We start from the raw sequence: 19,569 nt of genomic DNA, 5'->3' as shown, positions 1-19,569 counted from the left end.
GACACAAGCAACACAAATAGCCGATAATCCCCGCACCCCCGATACCTAGGAGCGCGCATGGACCAGATCCACCTGATGAAGGTGTTCATCGCTGTGGGTGAGCTGGAAAGCTTCGCTGCGGCTGCCCGCCGCCTGGATATCTCACCGGCGGCCGTCACCCGTGCCGTCAGCGCCCTCGAAGAGCAGATCGGGGTCAAGCTGCTGCTGCGCACCACCCGCAACGTGCGCCTGACCGAGGCCGGCAGCCGCTACCTGGAAGACACTCGGAACATCCTCGCCAGCATCCATGAAGCCAACGAAGCCGCTGCCGGTATCAATGCCATGCCCAAAGGGGAACTGGCGATCACCGCGCCGATCCTGTTCGGCAAGAAGTTCGTCATGCCCTGCATCGTGCGCTACCTGCAGCAATACCCCGAGGTAGATGTATCGGCGTACTTCCTCGACCGCGTGGTGAACATGGTCGAGGAGGGGATGGACCTGGCCTTGCGCATCGGGCCGTTGCCTGACTCCGGCCTCAAGGCCCTGCGGGTGGGCCGGGTGCGGCGGATGCTGTGCGCATCCCCCGGTTACCTCGCACGCATGGGTGAGCCGCAGCACCCGTCGGATTTGCCGGATCATGCGGTGATCGCCACCACCAACCTTTCGCCCCGCGCCGGCTGGCGCTTCGGCCTGGCCGACGAACCGACCGTGGTGCGCATGAAGCCGCGCCTGACGGTCACCAGCAACGATGCGGCGATCGCCGCGGCGGTGGGCGGGTTGGGCATCGCCCGGCTGCTGTCGTACCAGGTGGTCGATGAACTGGCCAGCGGCCAGTTGAAGGTCATTCTCGCCGATTATGAGGAAGCCCCCTGGCCGATCAATATCGTGCACCGCGAGAGCAAGTACGGCTCGGCCAAGGTACGTGCGTTCATCGATATGCTTGTGCAGGACCTGCGGGCCCGGCAATTGGATTGACCTTTGAGGTCGTACAACGCAGCTGGATTTATCTCATCTTTATTGGGAAGTCCCATTTTTGCGGCGCATGAATAATTGTTGTTGTACGACGACCTATGACATGGCACTCTTCGCCTGAAACAATTTGTCTCATTTGGCCCTGCCGGCACATGAGGCAGATCACCCGTCACTCTAAAAATAAAATTCAGGTGAACCATGAAGATCAAAGGCATCCGTTGGTGGATGGTCAGCCTTGTCACGGCCGGGCTCGTCGTCAACTACCTCGCCCGCAACACCCTCTCGGTAGCAGCCCCCACGCTGATGACCGACCTCTCCATCACCACCGAGCAATACGCCAAGATCGTCGCGACCTGGCAGATGTGTTACGCGCTCATGCAGCCGATTGCTGGCTGGCTGATCGATTTCATCGGCACCAAACTGGGCTTTGCCGTGTTCGCCCTGGCGTGGTCACTGGCCTGCGCCGGGGCGGCATTGGCCAGCGGCTGGCAGAGCATGGCGTTCTTGCGCGGGTTGTTGGGCATGACCGAGGCTGCTGGCTTGCCGGCCGGGGTCAAGGCCACCACCGAGTGGTTCCCGGCCAAGGAGCGCTCGGTCGCCATCGGCTGGTTCAACATCGGTTCGTCGCTGGGCGCACTGCTGGCACCACCGCTGGTGGTGTGGGCGATCCTGCACAGTGGCTGGCAGCTGGCGTTCGTCATCGTCGGCGTGTCCGGGGTGCTGTGGACCCTGCTGTGGATGCTGCTGTACAGGCACCCGCGTGATCAGAAGCGCCTGAGCGACGAGGAACGCGACTACATCCTGTCCGGCCAGGAAGCTCACTTCAAGGCTGACCAGCGCGAGAAGGGCGCCTGGAAGCGCATCTTCAAGACCCGCAACTTCTACGCCATCGCCTCGGCGCGCATTCTCTCCGAGCCGGCCTGGCAGACCTTCAACGCCTGGATCCCGCTGTACCTGATGACCGAGCGGCACATGAACATCAAGGAAGTGGCAATGTTCGCCTGGTTGCCGTTCCTCGCCGCCGACATCGGCTGTGTGCTGGGCGGTTACCTGAGCCCGATGTTCCATCGCTACTTCAAGGTGTCGCTGTTCACCTCGCGCAAGATGGTGCTGGTTTTCGGTGCCAGCTGCATGATCGGCCCGGCCTGCATCGGTCTGGTCGAAAGCCCGTACATGGCGATCTTGCTGCTGTGCATTGGCGGCTTCGCCCACCAGACCTTGTCGGGGGCACTGTACTCGATCACCTCGGATTCGTTCAGCAAGGACCAGGTGGCAACTGCGACCGGCATGGGCGGGATGTGCGGCTATCTGGGGGCGGCGCTGTTCACCCTGGTATTTGGCATCCTGGTCACGCAGATTGGCTACAGCCCGCTGTTCGTGGTGCTGGCGGCGTTCGACATCGTGGCCGCGGTGTTGGTGTGGAAGGTCGCACGCGAAGTGAATGGGGCGGCTTCGCAAAAGCCGCTGGCGATGTCGAATGAGGCACTGGCGTAAGGCATGGGAATGTGGGGCCGCTTTGCGGCCCCTGTTTCAGGCAACCACGTCACAACGGCTGATACTGAACGCTGAATCCCAGGTGGGTCGTTTCTCCCTGCTGCAACAACCTCAACCCAGGCCGCCCTGGCAAGTGATGCGCATTGATCGGGTGGCTCACCGGCTCGAAGCAGAAGAACGGCTGTTCATGCGGGCAGAACAGCAGAAAGTGTCCGGCGCCGCGGGCGTTGCACACTAGCCGATACCCCGCGCCCGGTTGCTCGATCACACAGTCACCAGGCCATCCGCTGAAGGCGTGATCGACCACGGCGGCCGGTAATGCCTGTGCGGTTGCGAAGTGCCAGTCTTCAGGCACCTTAGCTTGCCGGGAAGGCAAGCCACCCTCATCTGCCAGCCACACGCTGCGCGCCGCTGCCTGCAGCCTTGTATCGGGGTAGCGCGGGAAGTAGGGATGCAACCCCAACCCATACCAGGTGGCGGACGAGTCCAGGTGCGTGGCGTGCAAATCGATGCTCAGGCAGCCTTCATGGAGGTGGATATCGAGCGTCGCTCGGTAGGCGAATGGCACAGCGCTATCGAGGCTGAGTCGGGCGCGACGCTTGCTGTGGTGCTCGACCCGCCAGGCCTGCTGCCAGGCGCTGCCGTGGATCGGGTAAGGGTCATGCCCGGTATTTGGCGTCAAGGCTAGCCAGCCATCAGGGCGCAGGAAGCCGCCCTCGGCGATGCGGTTGGACCACGGTGCCAACGGGTAGCAGCCCAGGCGCCGCGGGTTGCCGCTATTCAGGGCGGCCTCGTCGGCCGGGCGCAGCAGCGCCTGGTCGGTGGCGCTGACCTGCCAGTTGACCAGGCTGGCGCCCAGCTCGGGGGCAATGCTCAGGCGGGTGAGGCGGTCTTGCAGGTGCAGCAGGGGGACGCTCATCAGGGCCTCCGGTAGGTCAGCAGGACGATGCCGCACACCACCACGGCGCCGCCAATCAATTGCACGCCACTGAGCTGCTGGCCGAGCAATGCCCAGCCCAGCAGCAGGGTGGCGATGGGTTCGACGTTCATCACCGGCGCGTTCTGCGCCATGTTCAGCTTCGGCACGCAGACGAACAGCAGGGTGAAGGCCATGCCATACAGCACCACCAGGCTGGCCAGCGCCATCCAGCCGCTGGCGCTGCCTGGCAACGACAAGCCGGCGGGCATCACGCCGCTGATGCCTGCGACCAGCATGCTGCCGAACACGATCAACAAGGTCAGCAGACTGCGTACCGGGCCGCGTACTGCGGCCAGTTTGTGGTCGGTGATCCACAAAGCGCAGGCGAATACACAGGCGGCGCAGAACGCCAGGCCCACGCCCAAGGCCCAATGCGGGTTGGCCTCGCCACCGTCGGCCAGCCGTGCCGGCACATCCAGCGCCAGCACCAGGCCGCACAGGATCAGCCCCATGAACAGCAGCGTGCGCCCGGTCGGGCGGGCGCCGCCCAGTGCCCAGGTCAGCAGCGCCAAGAGCATGGGGAAGGTGTTGCCCACCAGCAGCGCCAGGGCCACCGGAATGCGGGCCACTGCCGAATACAGGCACAGGCTCTGGGTCGCGATCAGCAGGCCCAGCAGCAGCTGCCAGCGCCGTGTGCCGACCGGCAGGCCCAGCGGCTGGCGCTGCCACAGCACCAGGCCCGCCAGCACCAGTAAAGTGACACCCGAGCGGCAGAGGATGGCCAGCAGCACGCCGGTGTCGTCGTCGAAGGCGATGCGAGCGGCGATATGGTTGCCGGCGAACGAGCAGGCCAGCAGCGCCAGCAGGGCGATCGCCAGTTTGCGCGGGAAGAGGGTTGCAGCAGAAGAAGATACAGCCATGTGCAGGATCCGTTTGCATTGAGAACCTAGGGCCGCGAAGCGGCCCCGGTTACTGGAATTACAAGACGACGCTCGGCAGCCACAGGGAAATGGCCGGAATGTAGGTCACCGCCATCAGCACCAGGAACAGTGCCAGGTAGAACGGCAGCAGTGCCTTCACCGTGGCTTCGATGCTGACCTTGCCGATCGCCGAGCCCACGAACAGCACTGCCCCCACCGGCGGTGTGATCAGCCCGATGCCCAGGTTGACCAGCATGATCATGCCGAAGTGCACCGGGTCGACACCGATGCCGTGGATCACCGGCAGCAGAATCGGCGTGAGGATCAGGATCAGCGGCGCCATGTCCATCACCGTGCCCAGCAGCAAGAGCATGAAGTTGATGCACATCAGGATCACGTAGCGGTTGTCCGACAGGGTCAGGAACGCCGTGGTGATCTTCGTCGGGATCTGCATCAGGGTCATCACGTAGCCGAAGCTGGCAGCGAAGCCGATCAGGATCATCACGATCGAGATGGTCCGCACCGTCCGGTGCATCAGCTTGGGCAGGTCGCGCCACTTGTAGTCGCGGTAGATGAACATGGTCACGAAGAATGACCACACCACCGCCACTGCGGCAGACTCGGTGGCGGTGAACACGCCAGACAGAATGCCACCGAGGATGATCACCATGGCCATCAGGCCCCACAGTGCCTCACCGGCAATCTTCAGCGCCTGGCGCAGCGGGATCACCTCGCCCTTGGGGTAGTCACGCTTCTTCGCGAAGATCAGGCACAGGCCCATCATGACCGCGCTCAGCAGCAGCCCGGGCATCACCCCGGCCATGAACAGCGAAGCGATCGACACCGTGCCGCCGGCCGCCAGCGAATACAGCACCGAGTTGTGGCTGGGTGGGGTCAGCAGCGCCTGCACTGAGCCGCTGACGGTCACTGCGGTAGAGAATTCACGCGGATAGCCCTTGCGCTCCATCTCCGGGATCAGCACCGAGCCGACCGATGCGGTGTCGGCCACCGACGAGCCGGAAATCGCGCCGAAGAAGGTCGAGGCCATGATGTTGACCAGCGACAGCCCGCCGCGCACGAAGCCCACCAGCACCCCGGCGAACGCCACCAGGCGCCGCGACATGCCGCCCTCGGCCATGATCGCACCGGCAAGGACGAAGAACGGAATCGCCAGTAGCGAGAACTTGTTAACCCCACTGGCCACCTGAATCATCATCGCCTGCAGCGGGATGTCGATGTACCAGGCGCCGATCAGTGCCGACAGGCCCAGGGCATAGGCCACCGGCATGCCCAGCAGGATCAGCGCAATGAAACTGCCCAACAGAATGAACGCATCCATTTACGCGGCCCCCTCGTTTTCTTCCACCAGGTCGAACCGCACCACCTTGCGCTGGCTCTGGTCGCCCAGCAGCAGTTTTTCCAACACGAAGATCAGCGTCAGCACGCCGCCGACCGGGATCGGCGCATAGCTCATGCCCACCCGCACACTGGGCAGCGAGGCCATGTACTGATTCCAGGTAGTGACGCAGAGTTTGTAGCCGTACCAGGTCATGAACACGCAGACCACCACCATCAGCAGTTGCGTCAGCACGTTCACCAGCCGGCGGGTGGGTTCGGGCAGGCGGTCGGTGATCATCGCCACTGCCATGTGCGCGCCAGCGCGGTAGCTGGCGGCGGCGCCGATGAAGGTGAACAGCACCATCAGCAGGATCGACACGGGCTCCGGCCAGCTGGAGCCGGTGCCGAGTACGTAGCGGGCAAAGATGCCCCAGGGGATGATCAGCGACATGGTCAGGATCGACAGCCCGGCGATCCAGATGCAGGCGCGGTAGAGCGTGTCGTTGACGCGCAGGAAAAGCATTTTCATAGGCATCACCAAAGCGGCAGGGCGACGGGGTCGCGCTGCCGAGGTCATCTTGGGAGGAGGGCCGGCGTTACTGGACCGCGTCGATACGCTTCATCAGGTCGGCGTACTGCGCACCGTACTTCTCGCGCACCGGGGCGGTGGCGTCGTAGAAGGGCTTGGTGTCGACGGCGATGAACTCGACGCCCGCGGCCTTGAGCTTCTCTTCGCTGGCGGCGGACTTGGCGTCCCACAGCGCGCGCTCTTCCATCTGAGCCTCGCGGGCAACCTTCTTCACCAGTACCTGCTGCTCAGGCGTGAGCGTGTTCCAGGTGGTCTTGGACATCACCACCGGCTCCGGCAGGATCAGGTGATTGGTCAGGGTGAAGTACTTGGCGCTCTGGTAGTGGTTGTGCTCGAGCAGGGTCGGCGGGTTGTTCTCGGCACCGTCGATCACCCCGGTCTGCAGGGCGCTGAAAATCTCGCCGGTGTCCATGGCGATGCCGTTGCCACCCATGGCGTTCATCATGTCTATGAACAGCGGGTTGCCCTGCACGCGGATCTTCATGCCCTTGAGGTCTTCAAGGCTGCGCACCGGCTTCTTGGTGTAGAGGCTGCGTGAGCCGCCATCCATCCACGCCAGCGCTACCAGGTTGAATTCGGAGTTGGTGATCTTGTCGAGGATCTCCTGGCCGATATCGCCGTCGATGATCTTGCGCATGTGTGCATGGTCGCGGAACACGAACGGCATGTTGAACACGTTCACGTCTGGCACCACCGGGCCGACGATACCGAGGCTGACGCGGGTCATCTGCACTGCACCGATCTGCGCCTGCTCGATCACTTCCTTTTCCGAACCCAGCACGCCACCAGCGAACATCTTGAAGGTGATTTCGCCATTGCTGGCCTGTTCGAGTTTCTTGCCCATGTTCTGTTCGGCGACCACGGTCGGGTAGCCGGCCGGGTGGATCTCGGCGAACTTGATATCGAGTGCCGAAGCCGGCATCGACAGGCTGAAGGCGAACGGGAGTACGGCAAGAAGCAGCTTGCGTTTGAAGGTCATGGTGAAACTCCGTGGTTTTTATTATCTGGTTTCGCGCGTGAGTGTTGGGTGCTGCGATGTTGCGTAAGCCGTGTTCAGCCGCGCCAGGCAGGTTCCTCCAAACCCTGGACGCCGGGGCGCAGGGCAAACACGCCACCGGCCAGCGGCTGGTCGCTGAGGTCGCTGCCTGCAGGGCGGATCGAAGTGACGAACAAGGTGTCGAGGTTGGCGCCGCCAAAAGCGCACATCGCCGGCTTTTTAACCGGCACGCTGAGGGAGCGGTCGAGGCGCCCGTCGGGGGTGAAGCGGTGGATCTGCCCGGCATCGTTGCCGCAGATCCAGTAGCAACCGTCGGCATCGATGGCGGCGCCGTCGGGGCGGCCGGGGAAGGCGCGCATGTCGACGAACAGCCGCTGGTTGTGGGGCGTGCCGCTGTCGATGTCGTAATCGAAGCTCCAGATCTTCTGCACGTTGGGGTGCGAGTCGGACAGGTACATGCGCGTACCGTCGGGGCTGAAGGCCAGGCCATTGGGCACGATCATGTCTTTGAGCTGCTGGTGCAGTTGGCCCTCGCCGTCGACCCGGTACAGCGCGCCGACGTGGGCGCCTTGCTGCATGTCCATGAGCATGCTGCCGGCCCAGAAACGACCCTGGCGGTCGCAGCGGCCATCGTTGAAGCGCATGCCGTGTTGCGGGTGTTCGACCGCAGCGAACAGGCGGCTGTCGAGGTTGCCGTCGGCCTGGGCCTGCAGCTGGAAAATACCGCTTTCCATCCCCGCGACCCAGCCCCGTTCGGTGCGGGCGATGCAGGCGAGCATCTGCTCGCTCTGCCAGACCACATGGGTGCCGTCCTGCCAGCGGTGCAGCTGGCGGGCCGGGATGTCGACCCAGTACAGGGCCTGTTCGCTGGGGTGCCACACCGGGCTTTCACCGGTGCCGTTGCGGGCGTCGACGATCAGTTCACAGTGCATGCTGGAGCCTCCTGGCAGGGCGGGAATCAGCTGAATGGGCCAGCAGCGACGAAGGCACCGCCCTGGTAGACCATGCTCGGGTCGTCAGCGGCAGGCGCCGGCTTGGCCTCTACCGCTGCGCGGAACACTTCCGAGCTGTCCTTGGGCTGGTAGCCCAGGTGTTCGGCGTGGCGGTTGTCCCACCAGACGGTGCGGTTGTCGGAAGCGCCGTAGACCACGGTATGGCCAACGTTGGTGGTGAACAGGCCGCGCTCGACCAGCTGGGTGAGGTCGTCGTAGCTCAGCCAGGTGCTGAGCATGCGCGGGTTCTGCGGTTCATCGAACGAGGAGCCGATACGGATGCTGACGGTCTCGATGCCGTAGCGGTCGAAGTAGAAGCTCGCGACATCCTCGCCATAGCACTTGGACAGGCCGTAGTAGCTGTCGGGCCGGCGCAGGGCGTGGGCATCGATCGTCTGGTCCTGGCGGTAGAAGCCGATCACATGGTTGGAGCTGGCGAAGATGATGCGCTTGACCCCGTGCTTGCGCGCGGCTTCGTAGATATGGAACACGCCACAAATGTTGGGGCCGAGAATGTCTTCGAAGGAATGCTCGGTAGATACGCCGCCGAAGTGAACGATGGCGTCGACGCCTTCGACCAGGGCGTGCACCGCGGCCTTGTCGGCGAGGTCGCAGGGGATAACTTCTTCATGGGGGCCGCTGGCGGGCGCCATCGGTGCAATGTCGGAAAGGCGCAGGACTTCGGCGCAGCCAGTGAGGCGTTGGCGAAGCACCTTGCCCAGGCCGCCTGCGGCTCCGGTGAGCAGCAGGCGCTTGAAGGGGGTGGTGGTCATGGCGGCTCTACTTGTGATTGTTGTAAGTTGTCGTATGACTTTGCTGATTATCGGCAGCGGGTTCCGGGGTTGTCAATGCTGCTTTGTGTGGCGTTTACCAGCCAGCGTTGACCTTTGTAGGAGCGGGCTTGCCCCGCGAACACCGGCGCAGCCGGTGCCACCCACCGCGTTGCCTGCTTCGCGGGACAAGCCCGCTCCTACAGGTATTCAGCCGAGACCTGGGGATTTCACAACAAGGACAGCGGATAGTTGAAGATCAGCCGGTTCTCATCGAACTCGTTGTTGCTGTAGTCCCGGCGAATGGTCGAGTTACGCCATTTCACGCTCAGATCCTTGAACGGCCCGCTCTGGATCACATAAGCCAGCTCCGACTCACGCACCCATTCCTTGCCATCGGTCACCGCCCCGGAATGCACATCGCGGCCACTGATATAGCGGTTCATCACGGTCAGCCCCGGCACCCCGAGCGTCACGAAGTTGAAGTCATGGCGCACCTGCCACGAGCGTTCTTCGGCATTGTCGAAACTGGAGTTGTAGCTGTCGTTGGCCAGGGTCCCGCCGCTGGTGCCGTTGACCCGCATCCAGGTGTCGCCATCGACTTTCTGCAGCCCGACCCAGAAAGTGTTGCCGCCATATTTGGCCGAGAACATCCCCGAATAGGTCTTGTTGTCCAGCTTGCCCGCGCGTTCCGAGCCATCCTCGCCGCCGTGGAAATAACCCAGGTTGGCGCCGAGGGTCCAGTCGCCCAGCGGCTGGCTGTGGCTTAACTGCAGGTACTGCTGCTCGTAGACATCCTTCAGCACCGCGTTCCACAACCCGACCAGGGTGCGGTCCTGGTTGAACTTGTATTCGCCACCGAAAAAGTTGAAGCGGTCCGACACGCCGCGGCCGTAGCTCATGTCTTCCATGCTCGCATCGTTGCGCGGGCTGTTGCCGCGGAACTGGCCGCCATACAGCGTCAGCCCGGCAATTTCGCTGGAGGTCACCTGGCCACCGCGGAAGGTCTGCGGCAGCGAACGGCCATCGTCCGAACGCAGGATCGGCAGCACCGGCATCCATTCACCGATCTTCAGTTCGGTCTTGGAGATGCGCGCTTTGCCCGCCACCGCCAGGCGGCCGTAGTCATCCGCCGGCTTGCCATCGTCATGGCGTGGCAGCAGCGCCGTGCCGTAAGTGCCGCCACCGCCGTCAAGCTTGACCGACCACAGCCCCAGCGCGTCCACGCCGAAGCCCACCGGCCCTTCGGTGAAGCCAGAGCGTGCATCGAGGATGAAGCTCTGGGTCCATTCCTGGGCCGTGTTCTGCGGGTTGCTCGGGTTGGTAATGTTGCGATTGATGAAGAAGTTGCGCAGGCCCAGTACGGCCTTGCTGTCTTCAACGAAACCTTGGGCGAGGCTGATACCCGGCATGCCGCCGAGCAGGCTGGCGCCGAGCAGGGCGAAGGGAAGGGATGTCTGGCAGATTTTCGACATGGGAGGGGTCCGCTGATGTTGTTTTTGTTATGTGTTGTCGTACAACTGCGGCGTTTTTTATCAAGCGGAAAATCTGCTGTCAACGTCGGGGAAAGCAATAAATTCATGTCGTCAAGTGAAATGATACCGGCGAAGGCTCTAACTCAAGGCGTTTGATTAATTAAAGGTCATACTATGACAGCGTCCCCATTACTGCATGGGAGGCAACGCACTCACTCGCATGGATCGGTCAGTCGCAGAATCATTTCGTAATACTATTCTTCGTTCATGAGTGGCTAATCGATTCAGTCCAATGGAAAGGAGAATTTGCTGATGAGCACTGCCCGTGCTTCACAACCCTCACTGTTGTTGCCCAAGCTGCTAGGCGTGATCTTCCTGCTGATGGGCCTGGCCTTGCTGGCTGGCGGCATCAAGCTGGCGACCCTCGGTGGCTCGTTGTACTACCTGCTGGCCGGCGTCGGCTTCCTCATCACCGCAGGCCTGCTGCTCACCGGGCGCCGGGAGGCGCTGAGCGTATACGGCATCGTGCTGCTGCTGAGCACGCTGTGGTCCGTGATGGAGGTAGGCCTGGACTGGTGGCAGCTGGTACCGCGCCTGGCGCTATGGTTCGTCCTTGGCCTGGTGCTGCTGTTGCCTTGGCTGCGCAAGCCGCTGACCCTTGGCGAGCCCTACCTGTTGGGCAACGGCGTGCTGGGCCTGGCCGTGGTGGTGGCGGGGCTGATGGCCCTGGCCAGCCAGTTCACCAGTCCCAATACCGTCGTCGGCCGCCTCGACCGGGAAACCGCAGGCACCACCAGCGCGGCGCCGCAAATGCCTGACGGTGACTGGCAATCCTACGGCCGCACCGAATTCGGTGACCGCTACTCGCCGCTCAAGCAGATCACCCCGGAAAACGTCGGCAAACTCAAGCTAGCCTGGACCTACCGGACCGGCGACATTCCCGGCCCTAACGACCCGGGCGAGACCACGGCGGAAAACACCCCGCTCAAGGTCAACGGCAAGCTCTACGTGTGCACCCCGCACAGCCAGGTGATTGCCCTGGACCCGGACAGCGGCAAGGAAATCTGGCGTTTCGACCCCAAGCTCAGCACTCAGAACGCTGCCAACTTCAAGGGCTGGGCGCACATGACCTGCCGTGGCGTGGCCTACTTCGACACGGCCAAGTCCCAGGCGAGCCCCGCTGAAGGCCAAGCCTGTGCCAAGCGTGTCTATGTGCCGACTGCCGACACCCGCCTGATTGCCCTGGATGCCGATACCGGCAAGCAGTGCGAAGGCTTCGGCGACAACGGCCAGATCGACCTGACCCGCAACATCGGCACCTTCGCCCCCGGTGGTTACTACTCCACCTCGCCACCCACCGTGGCCGGCGGCCTGCTGATCCTCGGCGGCCACGTCACCGACAACGTCTCCACCGACGAGCCATCCGGGGTAGTACGTGCCTATGACGCGATCACCGGCAAGCTGGTGTGGAACTGGGACAGCGGCAAGCCCGACGCCACCACGCCGATCGCCGACGGCCAGTTCTACACCCGTAACTCGCCGAACGTGTGGTCGGTGATCAGCGCCGACGAAAAACTCGGCCTGCTGTACCTGCCCATGGGCAACCAGATGCCTGACCAGTGGGGCGGCAACCGCACGCCGGAAGCCGAGAAGTTCAGTGCCGGCCTGGTGGCCTTGGACATTGCCACCGGCAAGGTGCGCTGGAACTACCAGTTCACTCACCACGACCTGTGGGACATGGACGTTGGCGGCCAGCCTAGCTTGATCGATATCAAGACTGCCGACGGCATGAAGCCTGCGGTGATGGCCTCGACCAAGCAAGGCAGCATCTACGTGCTCGACCGCAGCAACGGCCAGCCGCTGGTGCCTATCCACGAGACGCCGGTGCCGCAAGGTGCGGTGGAAGGCGACCACACCTCGCCGACCCAGCCGATGTCCGAGCTCAACTTCATGCCGCCGACCCTGCACGAGCGCGACATGTGGGGCGTGACGCCGTTCGACCAGATGCTCTGCCGCATCGACTTCCGCTCGCTGCGCTATGACGGCATCTATACCCCGCCGTCGTTGCAGGGCTCGCTGGTGTATCCGGGCAACTTCGGGGTGTTCGACTGGGGCGGCATTTCGGTCGATCCGGTGCGCCAGATTGCCTTCGTCAACCCCAGCTACATGGCCTTCAAGTCGCAGCTGGTGCCGGCCTCGAAGATCGCTGGGCAGCCGGCACGCAAGAGCGAGACCGAGGGCATCCAGCCAAACAAGGGCGCGCCTTATGGCGTGATCATGAGCGCCTTCCTGTCGCCAATGGGCCTGCCATGCCAAGCGCCGTCGTGGGGCTACGTGGCGGCCGTGGACCTGACCACCCACAAGGTGATCTGGAAACACAAGAACGGCACCGTGCGGGACAGCTCGCCAGTGCCGATCCCGCTGACCATGGGCGTACCGAGCCTGGGTGGTGCCTTCACTACCGCCAGTGGCCTGGCGTTCCTCAGCGGCACCCTCGACCAATACCTGCGTGCCTATGACGTGCGTGATGGCAAGGTGCTGTGGGAGGGGCGCTTGCCGGCGGGTGCGCAGACTACGCCGATGACCTACACCGGCAAGGACGGGCGCCAGTATGTGCTGGTGATGGCGGGTGGGCATGGCTCGCTGGGCACCAAGCAAGGCGACTACGTGATGGCGTTTGCTTTGCCTGAATAATGCGGTCTTTGTAAGCGCGGCCTTACGCCGCGAAAGGGCCGCCATGCGGCCCTTTTTGCACCATTCGCGATCACCGCTGAACAAATTGCAACAAGTCATGTCACATGGCCAGCAGAGACATTGAGGTTTCATTTCCGCAAGCAAGGAGGCTCTACCATGCAATCCACCCCAGCCACGTCCACCGGCAAGCTGCTTGGCAGTTATGGCTATGGCAAGGCACTGATCATCTGCATGCTCATCCTGGGCAGCATTTTCCTCGGCCTGGCCGCTTTCGTCGGCTACCTGAGTGTTGCAAGCGCCCAGAACTTCAACGGACCAAAGAATCTTTTCTACTTCACCATCGCCTTGCTGGCAGTGCTCGGCGGGGTGATGTTCGCCCTGGCCCTGTGGCAAAAGAAGCTGCGCGCTGCGCGTTATGAGGTGTATGAGAAAGGTATTTGCCAGATCATTGGCAACCAGCGCGACTACGTACCCTTCAGCGAGATGGGCGACTTCTACCTGTTCGCCTCGGGCCAGACCGCCATTGCCGGCCTGATCAACAACCTCGCGTACCGCCGCAACGCCAGCGAACCCTTCCGCCGGGTCAACCCGCACCTGAGCAAACTGTACGTGTTCCTCGAGCAGGTGCGTGAGCAGTATCTGAACGAACGTCTGCCAGCGGTGTTCGCCACCCTGGAGAGCGGCGGGGCGGTGCAGTTCAACTACCTCGAAACGTCGCAGGTGTGGGGCAAGCGCATGAGCGGCGACTTCTTCAATGTCACCACCAAGCCCCTGATCATCACCCGCGAGGCCATTGATGTCGGCGGCCGCAAAGTCGCGCTCAGCAGCCTGCAAAACGTTGATCTCAGCCAATGGACCGAATTGGTGGTGGTCAAGGATGAAAACGGCCAGACCGTGCTGTCGACCGTGGCCACCGGCATCATCAGCTTCGACCTGTTCCTCAATACGTTGCACAACCTGCTCGAAGCCCAACAGGCACAGGTGACCGTGTAGGAGCGGCCTTGCCGGGGCGCCGGACCGGTAGGAAAAGGGCGCAAAGCGCCCTCAGCGATCGGTCATGTGGAGTCGGTAGCCCGCTGAAGAGCAGACCAACCTGATTGGCGTTTTTCGAAAAGCGTTTTTATACTCATCGAAGGCCTCGCCCTCGACCACGTAGACTGGCATGTCCAGTCCCGGCACATGGCAACTGAGTGTGCCGTACCCCTCCTGTCGGCGTGGGCGAGGTCTCTTGTTTCTTGTCTTGGGGCAGCTTCCGCCGAGCTTGCCCTGAGAGCCTCTCGCAGTGGCTGGAAATGTTGATATGTCTAAAACCAAGCGTATACGCCAGGCGCCCAAGGCGATACCAGCGTCCTGTAAAGCTTCCCTGCCTGTCGATCATGCTGTTCCAGTAAAGGACCTCTTTGCGACTGTGACAGAGCGACTGGCTTCCCCGCAGCGCATCCGGGTTCAACTGGAAGACCTCTAGATCAGCCGTAATGCCCGTCTCTTTGGGAGAGTGCTTGTCGAGCCAACTGCCGCGAAGAACGCAGCGCCGTGCCGGCGTTACGCGTCAGTCCATGAGCAGTGAATCAAGTACGCAGCTTATCAGCGCCCATCGCAGCCAATGCAACTTCAAGTTCAGGTGGTTGCAGATGCTGCCGATAATGCGCCGTTAACTCTGCTTCCCATCCAGCCACTTCATTGATGATGGATTCTGCCTGGGTGTGAGAAAGGCCATAGTGGCCAACCTGGCTCAGCAAATTGCGCCGCGACAGTTCCTTTCCGAAACTCCCGACGCCCATGGCGAGGCTGGTGGGTGCATCCCCTTCGGTGGTCGGCAACACGTCATACATGGGTGACAGCCGCCAGCTGCCATTCAGGTAAAGCACGGCCACGTTCTTGGGATGGTCATCATCGTTGCCGACCAGAATGTTGAAACAAATGCGCTTGAACAGCTCCTGGAGATCATTCAACGGCACACCCCGGCGCCTCATTTCGTCTACAAGCAATCCATAGTGCCACTCGTGCGCCCAACCTTGCGGGTTGTTCCAGTCACTGTCGAGTAAAGTCAAACCGCTCAACATTGGGATGCGATAGAAATGTCCGTCGGCAGCTGGCACCCGGTCGAAACGTTCGACCAGCAACGTGTTTACCCGACCACGGTGCAAGTGCACACGCGCCACGTTCATGCCTTTGCTTGCTGCGAATGTCATGCAGGCATGTTCAAGCGCCGGCACATCGTAGGCATCGTGGCGGTCCCTCGGCTTGGCCAGCAGCAGCCGGTCTTCATTGATCAGTGTGCATTTGGGTCGAGCACCACCCAGTGACGAACGCTGCTGCAGCGTTGCTTTTGTAGCGTTGTCGGTATTGCGTGGGAATCCACCTTGCACACCGTCTGCAAAGTGTATGAAGGCTTCCAGTTGGGTGATCTTGCCCAGTCCAGCCTGGCCGATACCCGCAGGTGGCTTGCGGCCAGCGCCAGCCATGAGGTTGCCCGTACGGTCATGGTTTGGCGACTTCAGAATAAAACCAATGGCATCCTTCTGGTCACCGTGCTCTCGCGCAACCAAGCGCTCACCCCAGCCATCAGGGGCCGCATCCCGGATGAATCCAGGTATGCCCCGGTTCTTGGTGATGCGTTTATACGGCTGCGTTCGAAGTGGGTAACGTGAGGCATCAGGTACCCAACCGCCAGCTTCGACATGGGCTGGGTTGTAGACGAACTCCCCAACATTGTTCTCCACGCTCAACCGCCCAATGGTGGAAACCTCCAGCGAGTCTGGCATCTGCATGTAGAGGTAGATCACCGTCATCAGAAATCGTCCTCGGTCACGTTCTTCAGGCGTACCCTGTGCTCAGTGGCGAAGGAAGCCGGGGAAGACATCGGCACGTCCCGGAATACCTCATCGAGCAAGCCGAGGTGCCACAGCGCGATCATATAGCTACGCATCTCCACGGTCGGCGTTCCTGCCTCAATTTTGGCAAGCGTGGTGATGGACAATCCGGACTGAGCGGCAAGGTCTTTTTGACGAATTTTTCGTTCAAGGCGCCTGGTTTTGGCGAGAAGTCCTATTTTCATTAGCCTGTCGGCGCATGCCAAGGGAAAAACATTCATTTTAAGGCCTGCTATAGCAGTGCTTACAAGAGATAAAAACTACTATAGCAGCTCTTATGATTCACTGTCTTCTGGGCGTCTGAGGGGTATGAATTACCCAATCCTCACATCAGTAGCGCGGTGCATAGCACAGGCTCAGCCAGTGTTCGCGGGTAAGCCTATTCCCACAGGATGCTCCTCTGCTCAGCCTCTCGCGGTCACTGTAGGAGCTCGCTCTGCAAGCGATGAAGCCTGTGCAGGCATATCCATGCTCTGAGCGATACGCAAATCCTGTGGGAGCGGGCTTGCCCGCGAAGCAAGCGACGCGATGCCTGGCACCGGCTGCGCCAGTGTTCGCGGGTCAAGCCCGCCTACAAAATCGGCGCAGGCCAGCTAGACCCCGTGTAGTCTGTGTGCCCGCTGAGCACACTCCCGCCAGTTCATCCTGCGCTTCACCATCGGCGCAGTCTCTGTATCTTCAGCCTCCATCACCACCGGCATATCCCGCATCCTCACCCAAGGCTCACTCTGCCAATACAACAACGTCGCCGTCCGCCCTCCAGGCCAGCACATCTGGCCCAGCCGCGGCGAATCCGCCTCCCCATCCACCTGCCCATCACGCAGCACCGCCACCACGTCATGGGTCAGCCACCAGCGAAGATGGCGGTTCTCCGGAACATGGTGATGCGCCAGCAAGGTATTTCGCAGGCAATAAAAAAGGCTGCCATTCGGCAGCCTTCTCAATGCTTAACCGGGACAATCAATCCCAGCTCAGCGCACCACCGGTCTGATACTCGATCACACGCGTCTCAAAGAAGTTCTTCTCCTTCTTCAAGTCCATGATCTCGCTCATCCATGGGAACGGGTTGGTAGTCCCCGGGTACTCTTCCTTCAGGCCAATCTGGGTCAGGCGACGGTTGGCGATGAACTTGAGGTAGTCCTCCATCATCGCGGCGTTCATGCCCAGCACGCCGCGTGGCATGGTGTCACGGGCGTATTCGATCTCCAGCTGGGTCCCTTGCAGGATCATCTGGGTCGCTTCTTCCTTCATCGCCGCGTCCCACAGGTGCGGGTTCTCGATCTTGATCTGGTTGATCACGTCGATACCGAAGTTCAGGTGCATCGACTCGTCACGCAGGATGTACTGGAACTGCTCGGCAACGCCGGTCATCTTGTTGCGGCGGCCCATCGACAGGATCTGGGTGAAGCCGCAGTAGAAGAAGATGCCTTCCAGCACGCAGTAGTAGGCGATCAGGTTGCGCAGCAGCTCTTTGTCGGTTTCGACGGTACCGGTGTTGAACTCCGGGTCGGAGATGGCGCGGGTGTACTTCAGGCCCCAGGCTGCCTTTTTAGCGACCGACGGGATCTCGTGGTACATGTTGAAGATCTCGCCTTCATCCATGCCCAGCGACTCGATGCAGTACTGGTAGGCGTGGGTGTGGATCGCCTCTTCGAAGGCCTGGCGCAGGATGTACTGGCGGCACTCGGGGTTGGTGATCAGGCGGTACACGGCCAGGGCCAGGTTGTTGGCAACCAGGGAGTCGGCGGTGGAGAAGAAGCCGAGGTTGCGCATGACGATGCGGCGCTCGTCTTCGGTCAGGCCGTCCATGCTCTTCCACAGGGCGATGTCGGCGGTCATGTTGACCTCTTGCGGCATCCAGTGGTTGGCGCAGCCGTCGAGGTACTTCTGCCAGGCCCAGTCGTACTTGAACGGTACCAGCTGATTGAGGTCGGCGCGGCAGTTGATCATGCGCTTTTCGTCAACGGCAACGCGAGCCGAGGAGCCTTCCAACTCAGCCAGGCCTTCGGCGATATCGAGGGCGTCGAGGGCGGCCTTGGCGCGCTTTACTGCGTCGGAGTCGGCGGCGGTGGCAGCACGGGCTTCCAGGGCGGCGGCACCGCCGGCGCTATCGAGCTTGTCGAGGGTGGCGGCGGCAGTGGCCTGCGCAGGGGTGTTGCCTTTGGCGGCGACTTCGCCGTCTTCCTTATCGAATTCGTCCCAGCTCAGCATGGTTTGGCTCCTGCTTGAGGGTCGCCCTGCGGCAACCGGTTGGATTTTAAGAATGTGATGCCTGACGCAAGGCCGTTACGGCGAATGGACAGCTCGAGAGGCTGACTCTCGTTACATCTGGACTCGTGCCTGGCCAGGCCTCGGGGAGGGGCCAGGGACGTGAATGGGTGCCCTTTTCAGAGGGGGCGCAGTATACCGGAAATCGCCTTGGATCGGGGCGCGTGTCTTGCGGGCGAAGGTAATTTTTCGACCGGATTTGCATACGTCCGTTCAGGGAATCTCGTGTCGTCTTTTACGGGAAGGGAGTTTAGCGGCAAATAGTGCTAAGCACTACATGTTGTGCGTTTTTATTTTTAAAGCACAATATGGTGGGTCTGTGAAACGTTTGTAGGAGCGGCCTTGTGTCGCGAAAGGGCTGCGCAGCGGCCCCGAGATCTCGTGGCCAGCGCGAGATTGCCGGGGCCGCTTTGCGGCCCTTTCGCGACACAAGGCCGCTCCTACACGAGCGCATTTTCAGCGGGCTAACTGCACTGCTTGCGCAGCGTCTCGACCACATGGGTCTTGGGCTGCTTACGGGCTTCTTCCACCGAAGTGAAGCGGCCAGTTTCCGCATTGCGGCCAATCTTGCGAATGATCACTTTTTTCCGCGCCATGGGGACATCCTCATTGAGTGGTCCAGCCTTTGTACCGAGCCGCGCGAGCGGTGGGCAAAGGGCAGGGCTTCTCAGGGGCGCGGATACAAAAATGCCGCAAAGGGGCACCCGAGGGCACCCCTTTTGCGGCATCAAGCCTTACTGGCAGGCTTCGCAGTCAGGCTCGTCGATCGCGCAGGCTTTCGGCACTGGGGCTGGGCCCGCTGCCTGGACCGGGGCGCTGTCGCCGCCGCTGGATACGGCGTTGAGCTTTCCGGTGTTGATGGTCGACTTCTCGGTGCTGGTCGCGGCCAGGGCACGGAGGTAGTAGGTGGTCTTCAGACCACGGTACCAGGCCATGCGGTAGGTCACGTCCAGCTTCTTGCCCGAGGCACCGGCGATGTACAGGTTCAGCGACTGCGCCTGGTCGATCCACTTCTGGCGACGGGAGGCGGCGTCGACGATCCACTTGGTCTCGACTTCGAACGCGGTGGCGTACAGGTCTTTCAGCTCTTGCGGGATACGCTCGATCTGCTGCACCGAACCGTCGTAGTACTTCAGGTCGTTGATCATGACCGAGTCCCACAGGCCGCGGGCCTTCAGGTCGCGGACCAGGTACGGGTTGATCACGGTGAACTCGCCCGACAGGTTCGATTTCACGTACAGGTTCTGGTAGGTCGGCTCGATCGACTGCGACACGCCGGTGATGTTGGC

16 protein-coding genes and 1 pseudogene are annotated in these 19,569 nt (G+C 61.9%); 4 read left to right on the top strand and 13 right to left on the bottom strand.

Annotation, left to right across the window (positions count from 1 at the left end; translation table 11 throughout):
- Positions 1-57 precede the first annotated feature (57 nt).
- Positions 58-954: a LysR family transcriptional regulator gene (locus tag APH28_RS10910; protein ID WP_060509262.1), complete on the top strand. Its 897-nt coding sequence runs from the start codon at positions 58-60 to the stop codon at positions 952-954.
- A 195-nt stretch (positions 955-1,149) separates the two neighbouring features.
- A complete protein-coding gene (locus APH28_RS10905; protein ID WP_060509260.1) occupies positions 1,150-2,445 on the top strand; it encodes an MFS transporter in 1,296 nt (431 codons plus the stop codon).
- A gap of 49 nt (positions 2,446-2,494) precedes the next feature.
- Here the strand turns inward: APH28_RS10905 and APH28_RS10900 are convergent, their stop codons facing one another.
- From APH28_RS10900 to APH28_RS10865, 8 genes are all read right to left on the bottom strand, one after another.
- A complete protein-coding gene (locus APH28_RS10900) occupies positions 2,495-3,364 on the bottom strand; it encodes an aldose 1-epimerase (protein WP_060509258.1) in 870 nt (289 codons plus the stop codon).
- On the bottom strand, positions 3,364-4,284 hold the full coding sequence (locus tag APH28_RS10895; protein WP_060509257.1) for a DMT family transporter: 921 nt from the start codon (positions 4,282-4,284) through the stop codon (positions 3,364-3,366). The genes APH28_RS10900 and APH28_RS10895 overlap by 1 nt, the downstream gene beginning before the upstream one ends.
- 58 nt (positions 4,285-4,342) lie before the next feature.
- On the bottom strand, positions 4,343-5,623 hold the full coding sequence (locus tag APH28_RS10890; protein WP_060509254.1) for a TRAP transporter large permease: 1,281 nt from the start codon (positions 5,621-5,623) through the stop codon (positions 4,343-4,345).
- A complete protein-coding gene (locus APH28_RS10885) occupies positions 5,624-6,151 on the bottom strand; it encodes a TRAP transporter small permease (RefSeq protein ID WP_060509252.1) in 528 nt (175 codons plus the stop codon). It abuts the gene before it with no gap.
- Positions 6,152-6,218: 67 nt separating this feature from the next.
- Positions 6,219-7,190 (bottom strand): TRAP transporter substrate-binding protein, encoded by a 972-nt coding sequence (locus tag APH28_RS10880; RefSeq protein ID WP_060509250.1) that lies wholly within the window; start codon positions 7,188-7,190, stop codon positions 6,219-6,221.
- 74 nt (positions 7,191-7,264) lie between these two features.
- Positions 7,265-8,140 carry an SMP-30/gluconolactonase/LRE family protein gene (locus APH28_RS10875; RefSeq protein WP_060509248.1) on the bottom strand — a complete coding sequence of 292 codons (876 nt, stop codon included), beginning with the start codon at positions 8,138-8,140 and terminating at the stop codon, positions 7,265-7,267.
- A gap of 26 nt (positions 8,141-8,166) precedes the next feature.
- On the bottom strand, positions 8,167-8,973 hold the full coding sequence (locus tag APH28_RS10870) for an NAD(P)-dependent oxidoreductase (RefSeq protein WP_060509246.1): 807 nt from the start codon (positions 8,971-8,973) through the stop codon (positions 8,167-8,169).
- A 227-nt stretch (positions 8,974-9,200) separates the two neighbouring features.
- A complete protein-coding gene (locus APH28_RS10865) occupies positions 9,201-10,445 on the bottom strand; it encodes an OprD family porin (RefSeq protein WP_060509244.1) in 1,245 nt (414 codons plus the stop codon).
- Positions 10,446-10,757: 312 nt separating this feature from the next.
- Here APH28_RS10865 and APH28_RS10860 point away from each other — a divergent pair, with 312 nt between their 5' ends.
- Both APH28_RS10860 and APH28_RS10855 read left to right on the top strand, forming a co-directional pair.
- Positions 10,758-13,139, top strand: a complete 2,382-nt coding sequence (locus APH28_RS10860; protein ID WP_060509242.1) for a glucose/quinate/shikimate family membrane-bound PQQ-dependent dehydrogenase — start codon at positions 10,758-10,760, stop codon at positions 13,137-13,139.
- 156 nt (positions 13,140-13,295) lie between these two features.
- Positions 13,296-14,132, top strand: coding sequence for a hypothetical protein (locus tag APH28_RS10855; protein WP_060509240.1), 837 nt, complete (start codon positions 13,296-13,298; stop codon positions 14,130-14,132).
- Positions 14,133-14,707: 575 nt separating this feature from the next.
- Here APH28_RS10855 and APH28_RS10850 read toward each other — a convergent pair.
- The 5 genes and pseudogenes from APH28_RS10850 to APH28_RS10830 all read right to left on the bottom strand — a co-directional run.
- The gene (locus APH28_RS10850; RefSeq protein ID WP_060509238.1) at positions 14,708-15,931 is read right to left on the bottom strand and encodes a type II toxin-antitoxin system HipA family toxin; all 1,224 of its coding nucleotides are present in this window, start codon (positions 15,929-15,931) and stop codon (positions 14,708-14,710) included.
- A complete protein-coding gene (locus tag APH28_RS10845) occupies positions 15,931-16,233 on the bottom strand; it encodes a helix-turn-helix domain-containing protein (RefSeq protein WP_060509236.1) in 303 nt (100 codons plus the stop codon). Before APH28_RS10845 ends, APH28_RS10850 begins: the two co-directional genes overlap by 1 nt.
- Positions 16,234-16,972: 739 nt before the next feature.
- Positions 16,973-18,223: a ribonucleotide-diphosphate reductase subunit beta gene (locus APH28_RS10835; protein WP_027918055.1), complete on the bottom strand. Its 1,251-nt coding sequence runs from the start codon at positions 18,221-18,223 to the stop codon at positions 16,973-16,975.
- Positions 18,224-18,744: 521 nt separating this feature from the next.
- On the bottom strand, positions 18,745-18,876 hold the full coding sequence (locus APH28_RS29145; RefSeq protein WP_256249101.1) for a hypothetical protein: 132 nt from the start codon (positions 18,874-18,876) through the stop codon (positions 18,745-18,747).
- A 138-nt stretch (positions 18,877-19,014) separates the two neighbouring features.
- Positions 19,015-19,569 (bottom strand): annotated as a pseudogene (locus APH28_RS10830) (ribonucleoside-diphosphate reductase subunit alpha); the annotation flags it as partial.

It is taken from the genome of Pseudomonas sp. NBRC 111124 (genome assembly GCF_001320245.1).
In the GTDB taxonomy this organism is placed as follows: domain Bacteria; phylum Pseudomonadota; class Gammaproteobacteria; order Pseudomonadales; family Pseudomonadaceae; genus Aquipseudomonas.
The sequence above is the reverse complement of the archived record's forward strand: the minus strand, read 5'-3'. Positions and strand labels throughout refer to the sequence as shown.

What these genes read in the sequence shown, in the direction of transcription:
- APH28_RS10910 (WP_060509262.1), top strand. Translation starts at nt 58, where the DNA reads ATGGACCAGATCCACCTGATGAAGGTGTTCATCGCTGTGGGTGAGCTG.
- APH28_RS10905 (WP_060509260.1), top strand. Translation starts at nt 1,150, where the DNA reads ATGAAGATCAAAGGCATCCGTTGGTGGATGGTCAGCCTTGTCACGGCC.
- APH28_RS10900 (WP_060509258.1), bottom strand. Translation starts at nt 3,364, where the DNA reads ATGAGCGTCCCCCTGCTGCACCTGCAAGACCGCCTCACCCGCCTGAGC.
- APH28_RS10895 (WP_060509257.1), bottom strand. Translation starts at nt 4,284, where the DNA reads ATGGCTGTATCTTCTTCTGCTGCAACCCTCTTCCCGCGCAAACTGGCG.
- APH28_RS10890 (WP_060509254.1), bottom strand. Translation starts at nt 5,623, where the DNA reads ATGGATGCGTTCATTCTGTTGGGCAGTTTCATTGCGCTGATCCTGCTG.
- APH28_RS10885 (WP_060509252.1), bottom strand. Translation starts at nt 6,151, where the DNA reads ATGAAAATGCTTTTCCTGCGCGTCAACGACACGCTCTACCGCGCCTGC.
- APH28_RS10880 (WP_060509250.1), bottom strand. Translation starts at nt 7,190, where the DNA reads ATGACCTTCAAACGCAAGCTGCTTCTTGCCGTACTCCCGTTCGCCTTC.
- APH28_RS10875 (WP_060509248.1), bottom strand. Translation starts at nt 8,140, where the DNA reads ATGCACTGTGAACTGATCGTCGACGCCCGCAACGGCACCGGTGAAAGC.
- APH28_RS10870 (WP_060509246.1), bottom strand. Translation starts at nt 8,973, where the DNA reads ATGACCACCACCCCCTTCAAGCGCCTGCTGCTCACCGGAGCCGCAGGC.
- APH28_RS10865 (WP_060509244.1), bottom strand. Translation starts at nt 10,445, where the DNA reads ATGTCGAAAATCTGCCAGACATCCCTTCCCTTCGCCCTGCTCGGCGCC.
- APH28_RS10860 (WP_060509242.1), top strand. Translation starts at nt 10,758, where the DNA reads ATGAGCACTGCCCGTGCTTCACAACCCTCACTGTTGTTGCCCAAGCTG.
- APH28_RS10855 (WP_060509240.1), top strand. Translation starts at nt 13,296, where the DNA reads ATGCAATCCACCCCAGCCACGTCCACCGGCAAGCTGCTTGGCAGTTAT.
- APH28_RS10850 (WP_060509238.1), bottom strand. Translation starts at nt 15,931, where the DNA reads ATGACGGTGATCTACCTCTACATGCAGATGCCAGACTCGCTGGAGGTT.
- APH28_RS10845 (WP_060509236.1), bottom strand. Translation starts at nt 16,233, where the DNA reads ATGAATGTTTTTCCCTTGGCATGCGCCGACAGGCTAATGAAAATAGGA.
- APH28_RS10835 (WP_027918055.1), bottom strand. Translation starts at nt 18,223, where the DNA reads ATGCTGAGCTGGGACGAATTCGATAAGGAAGACGGCGAAGTCGCCGCC.
- APH28_RS29145 (WP_256249101.1), bottom strand. Translation starts at nt 18,876, where the DNA reads ATGGCGCGGAAAAAAGTGATCATTCGCAAGATTGGCCGCAATGCGGAA.